Origin of the sequence: Streptomyces sp. x-19, assembly GCF_046549115.1 — a bacterium.
GTDB classification, from domain to species: Bacteria; Actinomycetota; Actinomycetes; order Streptomycetales; family Streptomycetaceae; genus Streptomyces; species Streptomyces albulus_C.
This window is the reverse complement of record NZ_JAJPWK010000019.1, coordinates 72256-95849: the sequence shown is the minus strand read 5'-3', so window position 1 is coordinate 95849 and position 23594 is coordinate 72256. Positions and strand designations below refer to the sequence as shown.

Genomic DNA, 23594 nt, shown 5'->3' with positions numbered 1-23594 from the left:
GAGAACGGGGGGCGGGGCCGGGGAGGGGGAAGCGGCGGAGGCGGTGGGGCGGAGGGGCGCGCTGCGGCGCACTCAGCCGGCGGTCGGGCGGGGGAGGGGCGACCCGGCCGGGCGTATCGCCCCGGGTCCGCGCGACGGGTGACCGCGCCGCGCGGTGGCGGCCTTGCGGTGTTCACCCATCGCGGACCTCTCGACGACCGGAGACCTACCGACGCACCCTGGTTCCCGGGGCTGCGGCCCCGGAGGTGGCCCATCGCGCCGCACTCGCCGCGTCCGGTGGACCGTCTGCCTATTCTTGGCCTTCCCGCGCTCCCGACGTATCCGGCATTCCGGACGCGCCGTCGGGACCACCCGAACACCAGGATGTCCGTGACCCCGACCCGCCCCGCGCCCGGCGCCGCCGCCACCGGCATCCGCACCCGCACCACGGGCGCGGCCGCCGTCGCACTGCTGCTCGGTGCGCTGGCCTACACCGCCTGGGTGCTGGAGCTGGTGATAGCCACCGGCCTGGACCCGGTGCGGGCGTACGTCAGCGAGCTGGCCGCCGCCGACCAGCCGCTGGGCGGCCTGTTCCGCGCCACCGACCTGGTCGCCGGGCTGCTGGTGCTGATCGGCGCGCTCGCCGCGCTCGCCAGCACCGAGCGCCGGCCCTGGACGGTGGCCGGCTTCAGCGCCCTGGCGCTCTTCGGCGCCGCCACCGCGCTGGACTCCCGCCTGCCGCTGAGCTGCGCCCCCACCAGCGACCCGGTGTGCGCCGCCCGGGAGACCGCCGGACTGGTCCCGGCCACCCACGCCGCGCACGCCGTCAGCAGCACGCTGGCGATGGTCGGCGCGCTGGCCGCGCTGCTCCTGCTGACCGTCGCGGCTCGCCGGTACGACCAGTGGCCCGCACTCGCCCGCCTCGGCCCGCCCCTGGTGCTGGCCGAACTCGCCGCCACCGTCTGGACGCTGGCCGAGGTCGCCGTCCTCACCGCGGGCCGGGACACCTGGGCGCTCGGCGTCGGCCAACGCCTCCAGGTGCTGCTGGTCGCGCTCTACCTCGCCCTGCTCGCCGGGTGCCTGGCCCGCCGCCCCGCCCGGACCGGCACCCCGGACATGCCCCCGACCCCGTCGACCCCACCGCGAGGAGACCGATGAACCCCCGCCCCGCCCCCGGCCGGATGGTGCGCGTCGGCGGGCTGCCGCTGCACGTGCTGAGCGAGGGCGCCGGCCCCGTCGTGGTGCTCAGCGGCGGCCTCGGCATGGCCTGGTTCGACTGGGACGCGGTCGCCGCGCTGCTCGTCCCGCACCGCACCGTCGTCCGCTTCGACCGTCCGGGCCTGGGCCTCAGCGCCCCGGCCGCGGCGCCGCCCGACCTCGGCGCCGAGGCGGACCGGATCGCCGCCCTCCTGGACGCCCTGGGCCACCGGGCGCCGGCCACCGTCGTCGGGCACTCGCTGGCCGGTTTCCACGCCGAGGCGTTCGCCCGGATGCACCCCGCCCGCTGCGCCGGTCTGGTGCTCGTCGACGGCAGCGTCGAGGAGGACCCCCGGCCCCGGCTGCCGCGCACGGTCCGCACCGCCTGGGCCCGGGGCGCGGCCGGCGCGCTCTCCGCGGTCGGGTTGCCGCAGCTGCTCGGCCCGGCTGCGCGCCGCTTGATATCCCGTGCCGGGACGGTGGGCCGGCACCCGCGACACCGCTGGGAGAGCGCCGGCTACCGCACCAGTCGGGTGCTGCGGGCCTGCGCCCTGGAGAACGCCGGCTACCCCTACCAGGCCGCGGACCTGGCCGCGCTGCGCGCCCACCGCCCGATGCCGGCCGTCCCGGTGACGGTGCTGGCCGCCTACGACGGCAGCGAGTCCGCGGGCGAACTGCGCTGGCTGGCGCGGCAGCGGGCGCTCGCCGCACAGCTGGGCGGCCGCTGCACCGTCGCCGCGCCCTCCGGCCACCTGGTCATGGCGGACGTGCCGGAGGCGGTGGCCCGGGCGGTGCTGGACCTGGGATGACGGTGGCCCTTGCCAACGGCCCTTACCGGCCGAACATCGGCACACGGAGCGCTCAATGCCGGGTCAACGGGGACTTACGGAGCGTCCAAGAGTGGGCCAAGGCCCTCGCTTCACGGGTCGCCGTGCGCTGACCCTGGTCGCGGCGGGGAAGATGCGGGAAGGAACCGAGGAGGGGGTCACGGGTCGGCGGTTCTGATTCAGGCCAAGGGTGCGTAATGTGACGGTAACCCCCTGACGTGATACTGGTGGGCCGGAACGCGATGATCCCCGCGCGTGGACAGGCCATATGACCTGCAAGGATTGGTGAACCATGGACAAGCAGCAGGAGTTTGTGCTCCGGACGCTGGAAGAGCGCGACATTCGCTTCGTCCGGCTGTGGTTCACCGACGTCCTCGGGTTCTTGAAGTCGGTGGCGGTGGCCCCGGCCGAGCTGGAGCAGGCGTTCGACGAGGGCATCGGCTTCGACGGCTCCGCGATCGAGGGCTTCGCCCGCGTCTACGAGTCCGACATGATCGCCAAGCCCGACCCCGGCACCTTCCAGATCCTGCCGTGGCGCGCCGAGGCCCCGGGCACCGCCCGGATGTTCTGCGACATCCTGATGCCGGACGGCTCGCCCTCGTACGCCGACCCGCGCTTCGTCCTCAAGCGCATCCTGGCCAAGACCTCCGATCTCGGCTTCACCTTCTACACCCACCCCGAGATCGAGTTCTTCCTGCTCAAGGACAAGCCGGTGGACGGCTCCCGGCCGATCCCCGGCGACTCCTCCGGCTACTTCGACCACACCCCGCAGAACGTCGGGATGGACTTCCGCCGGCAGGCGATCACCATGCTGGAGTCGATGGGCATCTCGGTGGAGTTCAGCCACCACGAGGGCGCCCCCGGCCAGCAGGAGATCGACCTGCGCTACGCCGACGCGCTCTCCACCGCCGACAACGTCATGACCTTCCGGCTGGTGATGAAGCAGGTCGCGCTGGAGCAGGGCGTCCAGGCCACCTTCATGCCCAAGCCGTTCTCGGAGTACCCGGGCTCGGGCATGCACACCCACCTCTCGCTCTTCGAGGGCGACCGCAACGCCTTCCACGAGTCGGGCGCGGAGTACCAGCTCTCCAAGGTCGGCCGGTCCTTCATCGCCGGTCTGCTCAAGCACGCCGGCGAGATCTCCGCCGTCACCAACCAGTGGGTCAACTCCTACAAGCGCATCTGGGGCGGCGCCAACCGCACCGCGGGCGCCGGCGGAGAGGCCCCCTCGTACATCTGCTGGGGCCACAACAACCGCTCCGCGCTGATCCGCGTCCCGATGTACAAGCCCGGCAAGATGGGCTCCACCCGCGTCGAGGTCCGCTCCGTCGACTCCGGCGCCAACCCCTACCTCTCCTACGCGGTGCTGCTCGCCGCCGGCCTGAAGGGCATCGAGGAGGGCTACGAACTCCCGGCCGGCGCCGACGACGACGTGTGGGCGCTGTCCGACTCCGAGCGCCGCGCCATGGGCATCGAGCCGCTGCCGCAGAACCTCGGCGAGGCCATCGACCTGATGGAGCGCAGCGAACTGGTCGCCGAGACCCTCGGCGAGCACGTCTTCGACTTCTTCCTGCGCAACAAGAAGCAGGAGTGGGAGGAGTACCGCTCCGAGGTCACCGCCTTCGAGCTGCGGAAGATGCTGCCGGTGCTCTGAGCCCGGACCCGCGCCCCGTGTCCGAGCCGACCCGCCACCGAGAGGCCGCCCCATGGCACTACCCGCTCCGCAGGGACGGCGGAGCAGCACCTTCGCCCGGCTGCTGAGGCACGGTTTCACCGACGCCTCGGCGGCCGGCACGCTGCTCGACGCCCCCGAACTCGCCTCCGTGCGCGACGATTCGGTGCTCCTCGAAGCGCTCGGCGGCACGTCCGACCCCGACCTGGCGCTGCGCGGCCTGCTGCGGATGGTGGAGGCGCTCCAGCCGGCCGAGCAGCAGGAGCTGCTGGCCACGGTCGCCGCCGCCAAGCCGCTGCGCGACCGGCTGCTGGGCGTGCTGGGCGCGTCCGAGGCGCTCGGCGACCACCTGGTCCGGCACCCGGACGACTGGCGGTCGCTGGTCACCTACGAGTCCGTCGACCTGCACCCCACCACCCCGGAGTTCGAGCAGGCGCTCGCCGACGGCATCTGGGGCGAGCGGGGCGCCGACCGGCCGCGCGCGGACGCGCTGCGCGCCGCCTACCGCCGCTGCCTGCTGGGCATCGCGGCCCGTGACGTGTGCGGCACCACCGACGTCGCGGAGGCCGCGGCGGAGCTCGCGGACCTGGCCACCGCCACCGTCCGGGCCGCCCTGGAGATCGCCTACGAGGAGCAGCCCGGCGACGCCGCGCAGTGCCGGCTGGCGGTCATCGGCATGGGCAAGTGCGGCGGCCGGGAACTGAACTACGTCTCCGACGTGGACGTCATCTACGTCGCCGAGCCGCGGGAGGGCGCCGAGGAGGCCAAGGCGCTCCAGGCCGCGACCCGGCTCGCCGCCCGGATGATGCGGCTGTGCTCGGACAGCACCGCCGAGGGCACCATCTGGCCGGTGGACGCCAACCTGCGCCCCGAGGGTCGCAACGGGCCGTTGGTACGCACCCTGACCAGCCACCTCGCCTACTACCAGCGGTGGGCCAAGACCTGGGAGTTCCAGGCACTGCTCAAGGCCCGCCCGATGGCCGGTGACCTGGCGCTGGGCCAGGAGTACGTGGACGCGCTGGCGCCGATGGTGTGGGACGTCGCCGAGCGGGAGAACTTCGTCACCGACGTCCGCCAGATGCGCCTGAGGGTGGTGGAGAACATCCCCGCCGCCCAGGTCGACCGCGAGCTCAAGCTCGGCCCCGGCGGGTTGCGGGACGTCGAATTCGCCGTCCAGCTGCTCCAGTTGGTGCACGGCCGCACGGACGCCACGCTGCGCAGCGCCACCACGCTGGACGCGCTGGCGGCGCTCGCGTCCGGCGGTTACGTGGGCCGCCAGGACGCCGCCGCGCTCGACGCCGCCTACCGCTTCCTGCGCACGCTGGAGCACCGGATCCAGTTGTTCCGGCTGCGCCGCACTCACCTGATGCCCGAGGACGAGAGTGAACTGCGGCGCCTGGCACGGTCGTTGGGGCTGCGCACCGAGCCGGTCGCCTCGCTGCGCCGGGAGTGGAAGTGGCACGCCCGCGAGGTGCGCCGGCTGCACGAGAAGCTGTTCTACCGGCCACTGCTGGACGCCGTCGCGCACCTGGAGCCCGGCGAGGTCCGGCTGTCGGCGAAGGCCGCCGGCCACCGCCTGGAGGCCCTCGGCTACGCCGATCCGGTTGCCGCGCTGCGGCACATGGAGGCGCTGGCGTCCGGGGTGAGCCGCAAGGCGGCGATCCAGCGGACCCTGCTGCCGGTGCTGCTCGGCTGGTTCGCCGACTCCGCCGACCCCGACGCCGGCCTGCTGAACTTCCGCAAGGTCTCCGACGCGCTCGGCAAGACCCCCTGGTACCTCCGGCTGCTGCGCGACGAGGGCGCCGCCGCGGAGAACCTCGCACGGGTGCTGTCCGCCGGCCGGCTCGCCCCCGACCTGCTGCTGCGCGCGCCCGAGGCGGTCGCCCTGCTGGGCGCCGCCGACGGGCTCCAGCCGCGCGGCCGGGCCGCCCTGGAGCAGGAGGTGCTGGCCGCGGTCGGCCGCGCCGACGGTGCCGAGGCGGCGGTGGCGGCGGCCCGCGGGGTGCGTCGTCGGGAGCTGTTCCGCACCACCGCCGCCGACGTCATCGGTGCGTACGGCACCGAGTCCAGCCCGGCCGAGACCGACCACGGCCACGCCGTGGACGCGGTCGGCTCGGCGGTCTCCGACGTCAACGCCGCGACCCTCGCCGGCGCCCTGCGGGCCGCCGTCCGCGAGCGCTGGGGCGACACCCTGCCGACCCGGTTCGCGGTGATCGGGGTGGGCCGGTTCGGCGGCCACGAGCTGAGCTACGGTTCCGACGCCGACGTGCTGTTCGTCCACGAACCGCGCGAGGGCGCCGATGAGCAGGAGGCCGCCAAGGCCGCCCACGCGGTCGCCAACGAGATGCGGCGGCTGCTCCAACTCCCTTCCGCCGACCCGCCGTTGCTCATCGACGCGGACCTGCGGCCGGAGGGCCGGTCGGGCCCGCTGGTGCGCACCCTCGCCTCGTACGCGGCGTACTACCGGCGGTGGTCGCTGGTGTGGGAGGCACAGGCGCTGCTGCGGGCCGAACCGGTCGCCGGCGACGTCGAGTTGGGGGAGCGGTTCGTCGAGCTGATCGACCCGCTGCGCTACCCCGCCGAGGGTCTGGGCGAGGACGCGGTCCGCGAGATCCGCCGGCTCAAGGCGCGGATGGAGTCCGAGCGGCTGCCCCGCGGCGCGGACCCCACCACGCACGCCAAGTTGGGCCGCGGCGGCCTGAGCGACGTGGAGTGGACGGTCCAGTTGATGCAGCTGCGGCACGGCTGGGAGCTGCCCGGACTGCGCACCACCCGGACCCGGGACGCGCTGGCCGCCGCGCACGCCGCCGAACTGATCGACACCGACGACGCCCGGACGCTGGACGAGGCGTGGGTACTGGCGGCGCGGGTGCGCAACGCGGTGATGCTGGTGCGCGGCCGGCCCGGGGACACCTTCCCGGCGGACGGCCGGGAGCTGGCCGCCGTCGGCCGCTACCTCGGCTACGAGGAGGGGCACGTCGGGGACATGGTCGACGACTACCGGCGGATCACCCGGCGGGCGCGCGCCGTCGTCGAGGAGCTGTTCTACGGGGCCTGATGCCGGTCTCGGCGAGCCCGGGGGCGGCCTAGCGGTCGCCGGGGGCCGTCGCGCTGCCCAGCAGCGTCCGCAGGTGCGCGAGGTACCCGGCCAGGGTGAGGGCGAACGCGGCGTCGGCGCGGTCCGGGGCGCTGGCGTCCTGGGCCGCCGCCAGCCGCGGCGCGTCGGCCCCGGAGGCGACCTCCCACATGGGGTCCGGTGCCGACATGTCCAGCGCCGAGCCGAGGACGAGGTTGTCCAGGCCGGTGATCACCGCCATCACCCCCTCCGGCGCGAAGCCCGCGTCGAGCAGCAGTCCGGCCACCCGGTCGTAGTGGGCGAGCACCTTCGGCGCCCGGACCGGTGAGGTCATCAGCATCGGGATGGTCCGCGGGTGGGCGGCGAACGCGGCGCGGTAGGAGTGTGCCCAGGCGGCGAGCGCCACGTCCCAGCGGGCGTCCGCCAGGGTGTCGGGGTCGATCGCGTCGGTGACCCGCTCCCGCAGCAGCTCGATCACCCCGGCCCGGCCGTCCACGTGGTGGTACACCGAGGCGGTCTGCACGCCGAGTCTCCGGGCCACCTCCGGAACGCTGAAGTCGCCCTTCTCGTCGACGAGTTCGAGTGCGGTCGCGCCGATCCGCGCCCGGTCGAGCAGGGCCTTCCGCGGCCGCCCCATGGTGTCCCCTCCCGGCGAAAGTCCCCGTCACGGGGGTCTTCCCGAATCGTACGGCGGCGGGTACGGTCCCAAAAACCGAAAGGCTTTAGGTTTCTTCTCCCTCCGCGGTCACCCTGCCGTCACACCCCGTACGCGCACGGCCGCTACCCCTCCCCTGTCCAGGTCGCAGAAGGGCAACCGAGCCATGGCCGTAGAGTCCGGGTCCCCCAACGAGGCGCCGCAGCGGACCGCACCGCCCGACACAGCCGCCGCCACGCTGCGCCGCGGCACCCTCGGCGTCGCCGACATCGCCTTCTTCGTCATCTCCGCCGCCGCACCGCTCACCGTGATGGCCGGCACCTCCCCGATCGCCCTCGGTGCCGGCGGCCTCGGCGCCCCGGTCGGCTACGTGCTGGCCGGCGCCACCCTGGCCCTGTTCGCGGTGGGCTTCACCACCATGGCCCGGCACGTCCGCAACGGCGGCGGCTTCTACGCCTTCATCACCCGCGGACTGGGCCGCCCGGCCGGCTTCGGCGCCGCCACCCTGGCGCTGCTCGCCTACAACGGCATGCAGATCGGCGTCTACGGCCTGCTCGCCACGGCCACCCAGGACGCCCTCGAAGCGTTCTGGGGCATCCACGTCCCCTGGCCGCCGATCGCGCTCGCCGGCGTCGTCGTCATCTGGTTCCTCGGCTACCGCAGCATCGACTTCGGCGCCAAGGTGCTGGGCGTCCTGCTGGTCGCCGAGACCGGCATCCTCGCCCTGCTCGCCGGCGGCGTCCTGCTGCACGGCGGCGCGCACGGCCTGGCACTGGACTCCTTCACCCCGCAGCACGTCCTGGTCCCCGGCACCGGCGCCGTCCTGGCCTTCGCCTTCGCCGCCTTCACCGGCTTCGAGTCCACCGCCATCTACCGCCACGAGGCCCGCGACCCCAGCCGCACCATCCCCCGCGCCACCTACATCGCGGTCGCCTTCCTCGGCCTCTTTTACGCCTTCACGATCTGGATCGTCATCCAGGCGTACGGCGCCGACCGGATCGTGCAGGCCGCCCTGGCGGACCCCGCGGGCCTCTTCTTCACCGCCACCACCCGCTACGTGGGCAGTTGGGCCGCCGACCTGATGCACCTGTTCATCATCACCAGCATCCTCGCCTCCCAACTGGCCTTCCACAACGCGATCAACCGCTACGGCCTGGCCATGGCCCAGGAAGGGGTGCTGCCCCCCGTCCTCGGCCGGGTCCACCCCCGCCACCGCTCCCCGTACGCCGCCGGCGCGGTGCAGAGCGTCCTCGCCGTCGTGGTCGTGCTCGGCTTCGCCCTGGCCGGCGCCGACCCGTACACCCAACTGCTGCTGTGGATGAACACCCCCGGCATGCTGGGCCTGCTGGCGCTCCAGGCCCTCACCGCGATCGCGGTGCCGCTGTACTTCCGCCGCTTCCGGCACCAAGAGGGCGCGCTGCGCACCCAGGTCACGCCGATCGCCGCCACGGTGCTGATGCTCGGCGCGCTATGGCTGGTCATCGCCAAGATAGACATCATGACCGGCGCCGGCTTGGCCACCAACGCCGCCCTGGTGCTGGCCGTCCCCGCCGCCTTCGCCGTCGGCCTCCTCCTCGCCCGCCGGGTGCGCCGCACCCGCCCCGCGGTCTACGCGGGCTTCGCCGCCGAACCGGACGCGGACCCGGAGCCGGCCCCCGTCGACCCGTCCGCCGCCGCACCCGAGGAGGCCGCCGCCCGCGGCTGACCCGCCGACCCGCCCGGGGCCGGACCGGCCCCGCCACCCCGCCCGCACCGAGGAGCTTCCCCGTGCCGTCCACCCCCGCCACCCCGCCCATCCCGTCCACCCCGTCCGGCAGTTCGCGCATCGCCGCCGACACCGTCCTGACCGGCGCCCGGGTCCGCACCCTCGACCCCGCCCGCCCCTGGGCCGAGGCCGTCGCCGTCAAGGACGGGCGGATCGCCGCGGTCGGCGACGCGGCGGACGTCCGGCACTGGCGCGGCGCCGCCACCGAGATCGTCGACCTGGCCGGCGCCACCCTCGTCCCCGGCCTCACCGACGGCCACAGCCACCCCGTCTGGGGCGTCGAGATGGCCACCGGCCTCGACCTGAGCGCCGTCCGCGACCTCGACGGACTGCGCGCGGCCCTCGCCACCGCCGCCCGGACACTGCCCCCGGGCGCCTGGCTCACCGGCTGGGGCCTGGACCACAACGTCTTCGGCGACCGGCCCGTCCACCGCGAGCTGATCGAGGACGCGCTGGCCGGCGCCCCCGCCTTCCTCCGCCTCTACGACGGCCACTCGGCGCTGGCCAGCGGTCGGGCCCTGGACGCCGCCGGGATCACCGGGCCGCGGGCCTTCGCCCAGCGCGCCAGCGTGGTCTGCGACGACACCGGCCGCCCCACCGGGCACCTGGTCGAGCACGCCGCGATGAACCTGGTGCTGCCCGCCATGCCCCGCCCCTCGGCCGCCGACCGCCGCGCCCGGCTGCTCGGCCTGCTCCACGAGATGGCCGCGGCCGGCCTGACCGGCGCCCACGTCATGGACATGGAGGACGAGGACGCCCCCGAACTCCTCGCCGCCATCGAGGCGGACGGCCACCTCCCGGTCCGGCTGCGGCTCGCCCCCTGGTGCATGCCCGGCATCGACGCCGACGGCCTGGACCACCTGGTCGCCCTGCAGCGCCGGGCCGGCCGCCACTGGCGGATCGGCGGGGTGAAGTTCTTCATGGACGGCACCGTCGAGGGCGGCACCGCCTGGCTGGAACGCCCCGACTGCCACGGCCAGGGCACCGACGCCTTCTGGCCGGACCCCGCCGCCTACACCCACGCCGTCCACCACCTCGACCGGGCCGGGGTGCGCACCGCCACCCACGCCATCGGCGACGCCGCGGTCCGCCACGTCCTGGACACCGTCGAACTGCTCGGCGCCGACCGGCCCGGCGCCCGCCACCGGCACCGCATCGAGCACATCGAGACCGTCCCGGACTCCCAGCTCCCGCGGTTCGCCCGGCTCGGCGTCGCCGCCTCCATGCAGCCCACCCACACCCACTACACCCGAGCCGACCACACCGACGCCTGGTCCCAGCGGGTCGGTGCGGAACGCGCCGGCCGGGCCTGGCGCTGCCGCGACCTGCGGGACGCCGGCGCCGTCCTGGTCCTCGGCTCGGACTGGCCGATCGCGCACCACGACCCCCGCCAGGTCCTGGCCACCGCCCGGCTGCGCCGCCCCGCGGGCCACCCGGACACCCAACCGGTCACCCCCGACCAGGCCCTGACCGGACTCCAGGCGCTGGAGGGCCTGACCTCGCACGCGGCCCGGGCGGTCGGCGAGGAGGCCGAGGCCGGCCGGATCGCCCCCGGCTTCCGCGCCGACCTGACCGCGCTGGCCGTCGACCCGGTCACCGCCCCGGCCGACGAGGTGGCCACGGCCCCGGTCCTCCTGACCATGACCGGCGGCCACCTCACCCACCGCGCCGAGCGGTAGCCACGACGACGGGCCGCGGGCGAACCCTCCGCCCGCGGCCCGCCGCCGCACCGTGCCCGGGGTCACACCCCGGGCCGGGTCACACCCCGAGGGGCGCCAGCTCCGCCGTCCCCACGTGCCGCGCCAGCCGGTGCGGCAGCCGTCCGTACCACGCGAGGGCCAGCCCGTAGCCGAACGCCAGGCACAGCACCCCGCCCAACGCGTCCAACCAGAAGTGGTTGGCGGTCGAGACGATCACGGTCAGCGTCGTCGCCGGGTACAGCAGGCCCAGCACCTTGGCCCAGACCGGCTTCGCCAGCAGCGCGATGGTCAGGCCGCACCACAGCGACCAGCCGATGTGCATCGACGGCATCGCGGCGTACTGGTTGGACATCGAGGCGAGGTTCCCGGACGCCATCGAGCCCCAGGTGCCGTGCTGGACGACGGTGTCCACGAAGCCGCCGTCCGGCATCAGCCGGGGCGGCGCCAGCGGGAAGAAGTAGTAGCCGACCAGGGCCACGCCGGTGGTGGCGAAGAGCGCCAGCCGGGCCGCCGCGTACCGCCCCGGATGCCAGCGGTAGAGCCAGATCAGCACGCCGATCGTCACGATGAAGTGCAGCGTCGCGTAGTAGTAGTTCATCGAGACGATGAGCCACGTCACGGAGTTCACGGCGTGGTTGACGGTGTGCTCTACGGCGATGCCCAGGGCGTGCTCGGCGCGCCAGATCCAGTCGGCGTTCCGCAGCGCCTGCGACTTCTGCTCGGGCACCGCGTTGCGGATCATCGAGTAGATCCAGTAGCTGACCGCGATCAGCAGGACCTCGAACCAGAGCCGGGGTGCGCGCGGGGCCCGGAACCGGACCCGTCGCCCCTTGTCCGCCGGACGGTCCGCAGGCTCCCCGCTGGCTGGCGGGGCGGCTGACAGGTCGTCCAGAGTCCTCACATGCGCATCACCCATAGGCAGACAGTCTGCCAGAAAGGGACGTGCGCCCGATCATCCTCCAGTCGGGTAAACGGCCCCCTGGCTCGACCTGAAGGAGGACGGGAATCCCCCTACGGGACGGGGGCCGGCGGGCCGCCCCGCACCCCTTGCGGGCCCGGAGCACCCCTTCACTGTGCGGCGCGCAGCGGCCGCGGCACCCTCGCCGCCTTCGGCGCCGAGGCCGTCGACCCCCGCACCACCAGCTCCGGGTGGAAGACGAACTCGCTGTGCGGCGCCGGGGTGCCGCCGATCTCCTCCAGCAGCGCCCGCACCGCCGCCTGCCCCATGGCCTGCACCGGCTGCCGGATCGTCGTCAGCGGCGGGTCGGTGAACGCGATCAACGGGGAGTCGTCGAAGCCCACGACGGACATCTCCCGCGGCACGTCCAGTCCGCGCTGCCGGGCCGCCCGGATCGCGCCCAGCGCCATCATGTCGCTGGCGCACACGATCGCCGTCACGCCCTGCTCGATCAGCGCGGCCGCCGCGGCCTGCCCGCCCTCCAGGGTGTAGAGGGAGTGCTGGACGAGCGGCGCGGCCGTGGCCGCATCCAGGCCCAGCTGCTCCTGGACGCAGCGCAGGAACCCCTCGATCTTCCGTTGCACCGGCACGAACCGCTTCGGCCCGAGCGCCAGCCCGATCCGCCGGTGGCCCAGCGCGGTGAGGTGGGTCACCGCCAACTCCACCGCGGTCCGGTCGTCGGGGGAGACGAACGGTGCCTGCACCTTGTCGGAGAAGCCGTTGATGAGGACGAACGGCACGCCCTGGCCGCGCAGCTGCTCGTAGCGCCCCATGTCGGCGTCGGTGTCGGCGTGCAGTCCGGAGACGAAGATGATGCCGGCCACCCCGCGGTCCACCAGCATCTCGGTGAGCTCGTCCTCGGTCGAGCCGCCCGGGGTCTGGGTCGCCAGCACCGGGGTGTAGCCCTGGCGGGTCAGGGCCTGCCCGATGACCTGGGCGAACGCCGGGAAGATCGGGTTCTCCAGCTCCGGGGTGATCAGTCCGACCAGGCCGGCGCTGCGCCGCCGCAGTCGCACCGGCCGCTCGTACCCGAGCACGTCGAGTGCGGCAAGCACGGACTGGCGGGTGGTGGCGGAGACGCCGGGCTTCCCATTGAGCACCCGACTGACGGTGGCCTCGCTGACACCCGCCTGCGCTGCGAGGTCGGCCAGCCGGGCGGTCATGGCACTGGACTGTACCGGTCGCATGTCAGATTGCCCACCAGCTACAGCTGTCCCCGGGCAGCACCGCGGTGCCGTCGCCGGTCGTCACCGCGGCGCTGGCGAGCAGCAGTTCCCCGGGCAGCGGGATCTCGGCTTCCCCGGCGTGGGTGTTGACGGTGCACAGCACCCCGGGCCGGCGGAACGCCAGGACCCCTTCGGGGGCCGACTGCCACGCCATCTCCCCGTCGCCCAGGCCCGGCAGGCGCCGGCGCAGCTCCAGCGCGCCGCGGTACAGCTCCAGCGTGGAGGCCGGGTCGCCGGTCTGCGCCGCGACGCTCAGCGGGCCCCAGTCGGCGGGCTGCGGCAGCCAACTGCCCCCCGGCCCGAAGCCGTACGGCGGCTGCTCGCCGGACCAGGGCAGCGGCACCCGGCAACCGTCCCGGAAGCCGTCCTGGCCGCTGGCGCCGGAGCAGCCGTCGCTGCTCTGCCCGTCGCCGCCGACGCGGCCGCGGAAGAACGCCGGGTCCTGGCGCGCCTCGGGCGGCAGGTCGGTGACCTCCGGCAGCCCCAGCTCCTCGCCCTGGTAGAGGTAGGCGGACCCGGGCAGCGCCAGCATCAGCAGGGTGGCGGCGCGGGCCCGGGCCAGACCGCCGCCGAGCCGGGTGGCGTGCCGGACGACGTCGTGGTTGGAGAGCACCCAGGTGGTGGGGGCACCGACGGCGACGGTGGCGGCCAGCGAGGAGTCGATGACCCCGCGCAGCGCCCCGGCGTCCCACGGGGTGCCCAGGAACTGGAAGTTGAACGCCTGGTGGAGCTCGTCCGGGCGGACGTACAGGGCCAGCCGCTCGCTGCTGGGGGCCCACGCCTCGGCGACCCCGATCACCTCGCGTCCGCTGGCCTCGCCGTAGCCGTCCAGCAGCCGGCGCCAGGCGCGGTGGATGGCGTGCACGCCGTCCTGGTCGAAGAAGGGCAGCACCTGACTGCCGATCAGCCGGGCCTGTTCGCCGCGGCCGATGTCCGGCAGGCCCGGCGCCTTGACCATGCCGTGCGCCACGTCCACCCGGAAGCCGTCCACGCCCAGGTCCAGCCAGAAGCGCAGGATCGCGGCGAACTCCTCGTGCACCTCGGGCCGCTCCCAGTCCAGGTCGGGCTGTTCGGGCGCGAAGAGGTGCAGGTACCAGTCGCCGCGGTCGGTACGGGTCCAGGCCGGCCCGCCGAAGACCGACTCCCAGTCGTTGGGCGGGAGTTCGCCGTTCTCGCCCTTGCCGGGGCGGAAGACGTAGCGCTGCCGGGCCAGGTCCGGGTCCTGGAACCACGGGTGGCGGTCCGAGGTGTGGTTGGGGACGACGTCCACGATCACCCGCAGGTCGAGCGCGTGCGCGGCGCGGATCAGCGCGTCGGCGTCCTGGAGGTCGCCGAAGAGCGGGTCGACGGCGCGGTAGTCGGCGACGTCGTACCCGCCGTCGGCCTGCGGCGAGGAGTAGAACGGGGTGAGCCAGACGGCGTCCACGCCCAGGTCCTTGAGGTAGGGGAGCCGTTCGCGCGCCCCGCGCAGATCGCCGACGCCGTCGCCGTCGCTGTCGGCGAAGGAGCGGACGTAGACCTGGTAGATGACGGCGTCGCGCCACCATCCCTGCCCTCGGTCCGGTCCGGCGGCCTGGGGGGCGGGGCTGGGGGAAGTGAGCTCCTGGGTCATCTGCCGTCCCTGTCAGGTCATGAGGCGAAGGTGCTTCCACGGAGTCAACGCTCCAAGGGGCGGCGGGTGACGGTGCGCCAGGGCCCCGGCGGGTCGTGTTCCGGCCAGGGCGCCACAACTGCTTCCAGAATTCTTGCAGAAAAATCTCGCAACATCTTTCGGAAAGTTTTCGGCGCTGTTACGTTCCAGACCGCCAACCGAGGCTTTCCCAAAGGAGTTCACATGCGGCGTGGCATACGTGGCGCTCTGGCCACCGCGCTGGTAGCGGGCCTGGCACTGGCGGCGACGGGGTGCGGGGGCGGGGGAGACGGGGGAAGTTCGGCGGGCGGCGAGCTGTCCGGAACCGTCACCTTCTGGGACACCTCCAACGACGCCGAGAAGGCCACCTACCGGAAGTTGGCCGAGGGTTTCCAGAAGGAGCATCCCAAGGTCCACATCGCCTACGTGAACGTCCCGTTCGGCGACGCCAACGCCAAGTTCAAGAACGCCGCGGGCGGCGGGGCGGGCGCCCCCGACGTGATGCGCACCGAGGTCGCCTGGGTCGCCGACTTCGCCAACCTCGGCTACCTCGCCCCGTTGGACGGCACCCCGGCCCTGGACCGCACCGACGACTACCTCCCGCAGGCCGTCGGCTCGACCAAGTTCGGCGGCAGGACCTACGCCGTGCCGCAGGTCATCGACACCCTCGGGCTCTTCTACAACAAGAAGCTCCTCAAGGACGCCGGGGTCCCCGTCCCCAAGACCGTCGCCGAACTCACCGCCGCCGCCCAGAAGATCAAGGCCAAGACCGGCGCCACCGCGCTCTACCTGCGCGGCGACGATCCCTACTGGTTCCTGCCCTACCTCTACGGCGAGGGCGGCGACATGGTCGACGCCGCCCACAAGAAGGTCACCATCGACAACGCCGCCGGCGTTCGCGCGTTCCGCACCCTCAAGCAGCTCGTCGACTCCAAGACCGCCGTCACCGACGCCACCGACGGCCAGGAGAACCAACTCAAGGCCCTCAAGGACGGCACCGTCGCGATGGCGATCGACGGCCCCTGGGACATCGAGGGCGCCCGCGCCGGCACGGCGTTCCAGGACAAGGACAACCTCGGCGTCGCCCCCGTCCCCGGCGGATCCGCCGCCCAGGGCTCCCCGCAGGGCGGCTGGGACCTCTCGGTCTACGCCGGCAGCAAGAACCTCCCGGCCGCCTACGCCTTCGTGAAGTACATGAGCTCCGCGAAGGTCCAGCAGCAGACCACCGACGCGCTCAGCCTGCTGCCCACCCGCAAGTCCGTCTACGCGGTGCCGGCGGTCAAGCAGAACGAGATGGTCTCCTTCTTCAAGCCCGCCGTCGACGGCGCCGTCCAGCGCCCCTGGATCGCCGAGGGCAACTCGCTCTTCGAACCGCTCAAGGTCCAGATGAACAAGGTGCTCACCAGCACCGCCACCCCCGAACAGGCCGCGAAGTCCGTCGGCGACGCCTACCGGAAGCTGCTCAAGGACTACACGTGACGCTCACCGCCCGGACCCGCCGGGCGTTCGGCACCCACTGGTACGCCTGGACGATGACCGCCCCGGTCGTCCTCGTCATCGGCGTCATCATCGGGATCCCCCTCGTCCGCGGCGTCTACTTCTCCCTCACCGACGCCAACGAGGCCAACGTCGAGCGCTCGATCGGCATGAACCACATCCCCGCCACCTACCACTTCACCGGCCTGGACAACTACCGGGCGGTGCTGACCGACGGCGTCTTCTGGGGCCGACTGGGCTGGACCGTGGTGTGGACCGTCGGATGCGTCGGCCTCACCTTCCTCACCGGCCTCGCCCTGGCCACCCTGCTCAACCGCCAACTGCGCGGCCGCACCGCCTACCGCCTGGCGCTGATCCTGCCGTGGGCGATCCCCGCCTTCGTCTCCGTCTTCACCTGGCGGATGCTCTACAACGAGAAGAACGGCATCCTCAACAAGCTGCTGGCCGGCGGCGGCATCGACGCCGTGCCGTGGCTCAACGACCCGACCTGGGCCAAGCTCTCGGTCATCGCCGTCAACGTCTGGCTGGGCGTGCCCTTCATGCTCGTCGCACTGCTCGGCGGACTCCAGTCCATCCCGGGCGAGCTCTACGAGGCCGCCGAGATGGACGGCGCGGGTGCCTGGCAACGCTTCCGCCACATCACCGTGCCGGGCCTGCGCGCGGTCAGCGGCACCGTGATCCTGCTCTCGACCATCTGGACGTTCAACATGTTCCCGGTGATCTTCCTGCTCACCAGGGGCGGACCCGGCGACGCCACCGAGATCCTGGTGACCTACGCCTACCGGCTCTCGTTCGTCGACAGCCCCCGCAACTTCTCCGCCTCCGCCACCTGGGGCGTGGTCATCCTCGCCCTCCTCGCCCTGGTCGCGGTCGGCTACCGCCGGGCGCTGCGCAAGCAAGGGGAGGTGTGGTGACCATGGCGCGCACCCGCACCCGCACCCGCACCCGCACCCGCACCCGCACCCGCACCCGTGGGCAACGGCACCGGTTGGCCTCCGTGGGCCTGCACCTGGCGCTGGCGGTCGCCGCCGTCATCGCGGTCTTCCCGCCGCTGTGGCTGCTGGTGACCTCCTTCAAGCCCAAGAACGACGCCTTCACCACCAGCCTCGTCACCCACTTCAGCCTCGACAACTACCGCCACGTGCTGACCGACACCTCCTTCCTCACGTGGTTCGGGAACTCCGTGGTCGTCGTCGGCCTGACCACCGCCCTCGGCGTCTTCACCGCCGCCACCACCGGCTACGCCGTCAGCCGCTTCCGCTTCCCCGGCATGCGGCCGCTGATGTGGCTGCTGCTGCTCACCCAGATGTTCCCGGTCGCGGTGCTGATCGTCCCGCTCTACAACCTCCTCGCCGCCCTCGGGCTGCTGAACCAGCCCCTCGGCCTGGTCCTCACCTACCTCACCATCGCCGTCCCGTTCTGCGCCTGGATGATGAAGGGCTTCTTCGACACCATCCCGGTGGAGATCGACGAAGCGGGCCGGGTCGACGGCCTCAACCCGTTCGGCACCTTCTGGCGGCTGGTGCTGCCGCTCGCCCGCCCCGGCCTCGCCGTCACCGGCTTCTACACCTTCGTCACGGCCTGGGCCGAGGTCGCCTACGCCTCCGCCTTCATGACCGGCGAGGAGAACCTCACCCTCGCCGGCGGGCTGCAGACCTTCGTCAACCAGTACACCAACGACTGGGGTTCGATGACCGCCGCCGCCGTGCTCATCGCCGTACCGGCCGCACTCGTCTTCGCCTTCGCCCAGCGCCACCTCGTCTCCGGACTGACCGCCGGCACCAGCAAGGGATGACATGACCCGACAGCCCACCGCCCCACCCACCGCCCCCGGCGGTCGCCCCGACCCGGCCGACGCCCCGGTCGGGACGGTCGCCCGGGCCGCCGACTGGTGGCGCGACGCCGTGATCTACCAGATCTACCCGCGCAGCTTCGCCGACGGCAACGGGGACGGCATGGGCGACCTGGCGGGCGTCCGTGACCGCCTCGGCCACCTGCGCGACCTCGGCGTGGACGCCGTCTGGCTGAGCCCCTTCTACGCCTCCCCGCAGGCCGACGCCGGCTACGACGTCGCCGACTACCGCGCCACCGACCCGCTCTTCGGCACCCTCGCGGACGCCGAGGCGGTCATCCGCGAGGCCCACCACCAGGGCCTGCGGATCATCGTCGACCTCGTCCCCAACCACTGCTCCGACCAGCATGCCTGGTTCCGTCGCGCACTCGCCGAGGGGCCCGGCTCGGTCCTGCGTGAACGCTTCCACTTCCGCAAGGGCCGGGGTGACAACGGCGAACTCCCGCCCAACGACTGGGAGTCCGTCTTCGGCGGCCCCGCCTGGACCCGGCTGCCCGACGGCGAGTGGTACCTCCACCTCTTCGCCCCCGAACAGCCCGACTTCAACTGGGACCACCCCGCCGTCCGGGACGAGTTCCGCTCGATCCTGCGGTTCTGGCTCGACCTGGGCATCGACGGTTTCCGCGTCGACGTCGCCCAGGGGATGGTCAAGGCCCCCGGCCTGCCGGACATCGGCCGCGGCGAACAGGCCAGCCTGATCGGCTCGCAGGTGCTGCCCTTCTTCGACCAGGACGGCGTGCACGCCGTCTACCGCTCCTGGCGGACGATCCTCGACGAGTACCCGGGGGACCGGATCGGCGTCGCGGAAGCCTGGACCCCCACCGTCGAACGGCTCGCCCGCTACGTTCGCCCGGACGAGCTCCACCAGGGCTTCAACTTCCACTACCTGAGCACCGGATGGGACGCCGCCGCGCTCCGGACGACCATCGACGCCTCCCTCACCGCCCTGGGCGCCGTCGGCGCGCCGGCCACCTGGGTCCTGTCCAACCACGACGTCGTCCGCCACCGCACCCGCCTCGGCGGCGGCCTGGACCGCGCCCGCGCCGCCACCTTGCTGATGCTGGCCCTGCCCGGCTCGGCCTACCTCTACCAGGGCGAGGAACTCGGTCTTCCCGAGGTCACCGACCTCCCCGACGAGGTCCGTCAGGACCCGTCCTTCTTCCGTGCCAACGGCCAGGACGGCCTCCGGGACGGCTGCCGGGTGCCGCTCCCCTGGGACGGCACCGCACCCCCGTACGGCTTCGGCGCCCACGACACCTGGCTGCCCCAGCCCGACGACTGGGCCGCGCTCACCGTGGCGGCCCAGACCGGCGATGCGACCTCCACGCTGGAGCTGTACCGCAGCGCCCTGGCGGTGCGCCGCACGCACCCCGGCCTGGGGGAGGGGGACGCCGTGGAGTGGCTGGCCGCCCCCGACGGCGTGCTGGTCTTCCGCCGCCCCGGCGGGCTGCTCTGCACGGTGAACACCACGGCCGAACCCGTGCGACTGGAGCTGCCGCCGGTACGTCAACTCCTGTCCTCCCGCGTCCCGTTCGCCGACGTCGACCCGACGGACCAGCCCGCCCCGCCGGTGCGGGAGGTTCCCGCGGACACCACGATCTGGTGGGCGGAGTGACCCGGCCGGCCCCCCGACCCACCCCGCGCCTCGCCGATATCGCCGCCCAGGCGCAGGTCAGTGAGGCGACCGCCAGTCGCGTCCTCAACGGGCGGGCGGGCGTGGCGGCGGGCACCCGTCAGCGGGTGCTCGCCGCGCTCGACCTGCTCGGCTACGAACGCCCGGTGCGGCTGCGGCGGCGCAGCGCCGGGCTGGTCGGGCTGGTCATCCCGGAACTGACCAACCCGATCTTCCCGGCCTTCGCCCAGATCATCGAGCAGTCCCTGGCCGGTCACGGGTACACGCCGGTCCTGTGCACCCAGATGCCGGGCGGGGCCACCGAGGACGAGCTCGTCGAGCAGTTGGAGGAGCGCGGCGTCACCGGCATCGTCTTCCTGTCCGGCCTGCACGCCGACATCGCCGCCGACCCCTCCCGTTACACCCGGCTCACCTCGCGCGGCGTGCCCTACGTCCTGATCAACGGCTACAACGAACGGGTCGACGCGCCCTGCGTCTCGCCGGACGACCGTGCCGCGGCCCGGACGGCCGTGCGTCACCTCGCCGAACTGGGCCACGAGCACATCGGACTGGCCGTCGGTCCGGCCCGCTACGTGCCCTCCCGGCGCAAGGCGGAGGGCTTCACCGCGGCGCTCCGGGAGACGTTCGGCCTGTCGAGGGGGCAGGCCGAACGACGCGTGACGCACACCCTGTTCAGCGTCGAGGGCGGTCACGCCGCGGCCGCCGCCCTGCTCGACGACGGCTGCACGGGCATCGTCTGCGGCAGTGACCTGATGGCGCTTGGCGTGGTGCGGGCGGCCCGGCAGCGGGGGATCGACGTCCCGGGCCGGCTCTCCGTCGTCGGCTTCGACGACTCGCCGCTGATCGCGTTCACCGCCCCGCCGCTGACCACGGTGCGGCAGCCGGTGCAGGCGATGGCGACGGCGGCGGTCGGGGCACTGATCGAGGAGATCCAGGGGAACCCCGTCCAGCGGACCGAGTTCGTCTTCCAGCCGGAACTGGTGGTGCGCGGCTCCACCGGGCCGCTCCGTGTCTGACGTTACGTCAAAAAGTGCTGTTCGGCGGTCGTTTGGCGGTCGGTCCGGTCGGCCGGGCGCGTGGGCCCACCGTGGGGTGGGTCTCCGGCCGGCCGGACCGACTCGTCTGGGAACGTAACACCGTTGCAATCTCTTGCGAAAGGTCTTGCAGCAAGCGTCCGGTCCGACTAGAACCAGGGGCCATGCCCTCCACCGCGCACCGCCTCCGCCGTCGGACCGCCGCCGTGCTCGCCCTGCTGGCCGGCGCCGCCGTGCTCGCCCTCCCGCCGCACCCCCCGGCCCAGGCGGCCCCGACCGGCGGCCCGACCAAGGCCGAGGCCCAGTGGATCGACCGCACCACCGTGGTCTGGAAGGGCGCCCAACCCGTCGCCGCACAACTGGAGTTCGGCGACCCGGCCGACCGCGACGGACGTCCCACCGGCCGCATCCGCCTCACCCCCGGAACCCTCACCCCCGCCGAGCGCGCCGCCTACCCCCACCTGACCGGCTACCCGGCCTTCACCGTCGACCCCCGCGACCGGGCCCTGGCCGCCACCGCCCTGCGCGGGCGCCTGGTCGCCACCCAGCGCACCGCCGACGGGCCGCGCACCACCGGCGTGCAGCTCCCCGGCGTCCTCGACGACCTCTACGGCACCCGCGCCCGACGCGCCGCCCTGGGACCGGTGTTCCACGCCGGCCGCCCCACCCTCGCCGTCTGGGCGCCCACCGCCCGCACGGTCGCCCTCGAACTGGCCGGCCGGCGCGTCCCGATGCACCGCGACGGGGCGAGCGGGGTGTGGAGCGTGCGGGGCGACCGGGCCTGGACCGGGAAGCCGTACCGCTACCTGGTCACCGTCTGGGCGGCGGACGCCGGCCGGACCGTCACCAACGCGGTCACCGACCCGTACGCCACCGCCCTGACCGCCGACTCCGCCCGCAGCCTCGTCGTCGACCTCGCCGACCCCCGGCTCGCCCCCGCGGGCTGGGCCGCGCTGCGCAAGCCCGCCGCGGTGCCGCTGCGCCGGGCCCGCATCCAGGAACTCCACGTCCGCGACTTCTCCATCGAGGACCGCACCTCGCGCCACCCCGGCCAGTACCTCGCCTTCACCGACGACTCCGCAGGCATGCGCCACCTGAAGGCCCTCGCCGCCGCCGGCACCACCCACGTCCACCTGCTGCCGGCCTTCGACTTCTCCTCCGTCCCCGAACGCCGCGCCGACCAGCAGCGCCCCGCCTGCGACCTGCCCGCCCTGCCCGCCGACTCCCCGCGTCAGCAGGAGTGCGTGGCCGCGACGGCCGACCGGGACGGCTACAACTGGGGCTACGACCCCCTGCACTACACCGTCCCGGAGGGCTCCTACGCCTCCGACCCCGGCGGCACCGCCCGGACCGTCGAATTCCGCCGCATGGTGCAGGGCCTCAACGGCATCGGCCTGCGCACCGTCATGGACGTCGTCTACAACCACACCGCCGCCGCCGGTCAGGACGATCCGCGCGCCGTCCTCGACCGCATCGTGCCCGGCTACTACCACCGGCTGCTCGACGACGGCACCGTCGCCACCTCCACCTGCTGCGCCGGCACCGCACCCGAACACACCATGATGGGCAAGCTCGTCGTCGACTCCGTGGTCACCTGGGCCAAGCAGTACAAGGTCGACGGCTTCCGCTTCGACCTCATGGGCCACCACCCCAAGGCCAACGTCCTCGCCGTCCGCAAGGCCCTCGACGCCCTCACCCCGGCCCGGGACGGCGTCGACGGCAAGGCGGTGGTCCTCTACGGCGAGGGCTGGAACTTCGGCGAGGTCGCCGACGACGCCCGTTTCGTCCAGGCCACCCAGCGCAACATGGCCGGCACCGGCATCGCCACCTTCAACGACCGGGCCCGCGACGCGGTGCGCGGCGGCGGCCCCTTCGACGCCGACCCCCGCGTCCAGGGCTTCGCCTCCGGCCTCGCCACCGACCCCAACGCCTCACCGGCCAACGGCGATTCCGCCGCCCAGCGCGCCCGCCTCCTGCACTACCAGGACCTGATCAAGGTCGGACTCACCGGCAACCTGGCCGGCTACGCCTTCACCGACACCACCGGCCGCCGCGTCACGGGCGCCCAGGTCGACTACGACGGCGCCCCCGCCGGCTACGCCTCGGCCCCCGGTGACGCCCTCGCCTACGTCGACGCGCACGACAACGAAACCCTCTACGACGCCCTGGCCTACAAACTGCCGCCCGGCACCTCCGCCGCCGACCGCGCCCGGATGCAGGTCGTCGCCCTCGCCACCGCCGCCCTCGCCCAGGGCCCGGCGCTCTCCCAGGCCGGCTCCGACCTGCTGCGCTCCAAGTCCCTGGACCGCAACTCCTTCAACAGCGGCGACTGGTTCAACGCCCTGCACTGGGAGTGCACCGACGACCCGGGGGGCGCCACGGCCGGCAACGGCTTCGGCCGGGGCCTGCCGCCGGCCGCCGACAACAAGGACAAGTGGCCCTACGCCAAGCCCCTGTTGGCCGACCCGGCCCTCCGCCCGGACTGCGCCACCCAGAACGCCGCGTCGGCCGCCTACCGCGACCTGCTGCGCATCCACGCCACCGAACCGGCCTTCGGCCTGGCCACCACCGCCGCCGTCCAGTCCGCGCTCTCCTTCCCGCGCTCCGGCCCGGACGAGACCCCCGGCGTCCTCACCATGCGCCTGGCCGACCTCGTCGTCGTCTTCAACGCCACCCCGCAACGCCAGGCCCAGACCGTCCCGGCGCTCACCGGCCACCCCTACGCCCTGCACCCCGTCCAGGCGCACGGCGCCGACCGCACCACCGCGACCGCCACCTACGACCCGGCCTCGGGCACCTTCACCGTCCCGCCCCGCACCGTCGCCGTCTTCCGCCGCGGCTGACCCGGGCCGGCGAACGGAAGGCGGACGCCCCGGGCGCGCGGCGGCGGTTC

16 protein-coding genes are annotated in these 23594 nt (G+C 73.7%); 12 read left to right on the top strand and 4 right to left on the bottom strand.

Annotation, left to right across the window (positions count from 1 at the left end; all coding sequences use genetic code 11):
- The first annotated feature begins 363 nt into the window (after nucleotides 1-363).
- The 4 genes from ACLJT4_RS31530 to ACLJT4_RS31515 all read left to right on the top strand — a co-directional run bounded on the left by ACLJT4_RS31530 (nucleotide 364) and on the right by ACLJT4_RS31515 (nucleotide 6733).
- The gene (locus ACLJT4_RS31530) at nucleotides 364-1137 is read left to right on the top strand and encodes a DUF998 domain-containing protein (RefSeq protein WP_411127491.1); all 774 of its coding nucleotides are present in this window, start codon (nucleotides 364-366) and stop codon (nucleotides 1135-1137) included.
- Complete coding sequence (locus tag ACLJT4_RS31525; RefSeq protein ID WP_411127489.1) at nucleotides 1134-1985, top strand: alpha/beta fold hydrolase; 852 nt, start codon at nucleotides 1134-1136, stop codon at nucleotides 1983-1985. Before ACLJT4_RS31530 ends, ACLJT4_RS31525 begins: the two co-directional genes overlap by 4 nt.
- 310 nt (nucleotides 1986-2295) lie before the next feature.
- On the top strand, nucleotides 2296-3657 hold the full coding sequence (gene glnA / locus ACLJT4_RS31520; protein ID WP_016576258.1) for a type I glutamate--ammonia ligase: 1362 nt from the start codon (nucleotides 2296-2298) through the stop codon (nucleotides 3655-3657).
- Nucleotides 3658-3709: 52 nt separating this feature from the next.
- Complete coding sequence (locus ACLJT4_RS31515) at nucleotides 3710-6733, top strand: bifunctional [glutamine synthetase] adenylyltransferase/[glutamine synthetase]-adenylyl-L-tyrosine phosphorylase (RefSeq protein WP_411127486.1); 3024 nt, start codon at nucleotides 3710-3712, stop codon at nucleotides 6731-6733.
- Nucleotides 6734-6761: 28 nt separating this feature from the next.
- Here the strand turns inward: ACLJT4_RS31515 and ACLJT4_RS31510 are convergent, their stop codons facing one another.
- A complete protein-coding gene (locus ACLJT4_RS31510; protein ID WP_411127484.1) occupies nucleotides 6762-7388 on the bottom strand; it encodes a TetR/AcrR family transcriptional regulator in 627 nt (208 codons plus the stop codon).
- 184 nt (nucleotides 7389-7572) lie between these two features.
- On the opposite strand from ACLJT4_RS31510, the gene ACLJT4_RS31505 reads away from it, so the two are divergent.
- Both ACLJT4_RS31505 and ACLJT4_RS31500 read left to right on the top strand, forming a co-directional pair.
- Complete coding sequence (locus ACLJT4_RS31505; protein ID WP_411127482.1) at nucleotides 7573-9111, top strand: APC family permease; 1539 nt, start codon at nucleotides 7573-7575, stop codon at nucleotides 9109-9111.
- Between the two features lie 119 nt (nucleotides 9112-9230).
- Nucleotides 9231-10850 carry an amidohydrolase gene (locus ACLJT4_RS31500; RefSeq protein ID WP_411127593.1) on the top strand — a complete coding sequence of 540 codons (1620 nt, stop codon included), beginning with the start codon at nucleotides 9231-9233 and terminating at the stop codon, nucleotides 10848-10850.
- Between the two features lie 79 nt (nucleotides 10851-10929).
- Here ACLJT4_RS31500 and ACLJT4_RS31495 read toward each other — a convergent pair whose 3' ends face one another.
- From ACLJT4_RS31495 to ACLJT4_RS31485, 3 genes are all read right to left on the bottom strand, one after another.
- Entirely contained in the window at nucleotides 10930-11787 is an 858-nt protein-coding gene (locus ACLJT4_RS31495; protein ID WP_411127480.1) for a phosphatase PAP2 family protein, read from the bottom strand.
- Between the two features lie 152 nt (nucleotides 11788-11939).
- On the bottom strand, nucleotides 11940-12992 hold the full coding sequence (locus ACLJT4_RS31490) for a LacI family DNA-binding transcriptional regulator (protein ID WP_411127478.1): 1053 nt from the start codon (nucleotides 12990-12992) through the stop codon (nucleotides 11940-11942).
- A gap of 25 nt (nucleotides 12993-13017) precedes the next feature.
- Entirely contained in the window at nucleotides 13018-14667 is a 1650-nt protein-coding gene (locus ACLJT4_RS31485) for a glycoside hydrolase family 13 protein (RefSeq protein WP_411127476.1), read from the bottom strand.
- Between the two features lie 222 nt (nucleotides 14668-14889).
- Here ACLJT4_RS31485 and ACLJT4_RS31480 point away from each other — a divergent pair, with 222 nt between their 5' ends.
- From ACLJT4_RS31480 to pulA, 6 genes are all read left to right on the top strand, one after another.
- Entirely contained in the window at nucleotides 14890-16164 is a 1275-nt protein-coding gene (locus ACLJT4_RS31480) for an extracellular solute-binding protein (protein WP_411127474.1), read from the top strand.
- Nucleotides 16161-17096, top strand: coding sequence for a carbohydrate ABC transporter permease (locus tag ACLJT4_RS31475; RefSeq protein WP_411127472.1), 936 nt, complete (start codon nucleotides 16161-16163; stop codon nucleotides 17094-17096). The genes ACLJT4_RS31480 and ACLJT4_RS31475 overlap by 4 nt, the downstream gene beginning before the upstream one ends.
- A 2-nt stretch (nucleotides 17097-17098) precedes the next feature.
- The gene (locus ACLJT4_RS31470) at nucleotides 17099-17977 is read left to right on the top strand and encodes a sugar ABC transporter permease (protein WP_411127470.1); all 879 of its coding nucleotides are present in this window, start codon (nucleotides 17099-17101) and stop codon (nucleotides 17975-17977) included.
- A gap of 1 nt (nucleotide 17978) precedes the next feature.
- Nucleotides 17979-19649, top strand: coding sequence for a glycoside hydrolase family 13 protein (locus tag ACLJT4_RS31465; protein ID WP_411127468.1), 1671 nt, complete (start codon nucleotides 17979-17981; stop codon nucleotides 19647-19649).
- Complete coding sequence (locus ACLJT4_RS31460) at nucleotides 19637-20683, top strand: LacI family DNA-binding transcriptional regulator (protein ID WP_411127466.1); 1047 nt, start codon at nucleotides 19637-19639, stop codon at nucleotides 20681-20683. Before ACLJT4_RS31465 ends, ACLJT4_RS31460 begins: the two co-directional genes overlap by 13 nt.
- 224 nt (nucleotides 20684-20907) lie before the next feature.
- On the top strand, nucleotides 20908-23544 hold the full coding sequence (gene pulA, locus ACLJT4_RS31455) for a pullulanase-type alpha-1,6-glucosidase (protein ID WP_411127591.1): 2637 nt from the start codon (nucleotides 20908-20910) through the stop codon (nucleotides 23542-23544).
- Nucleotides 23545-23594 lie beyond the last annotated feature (50 nt).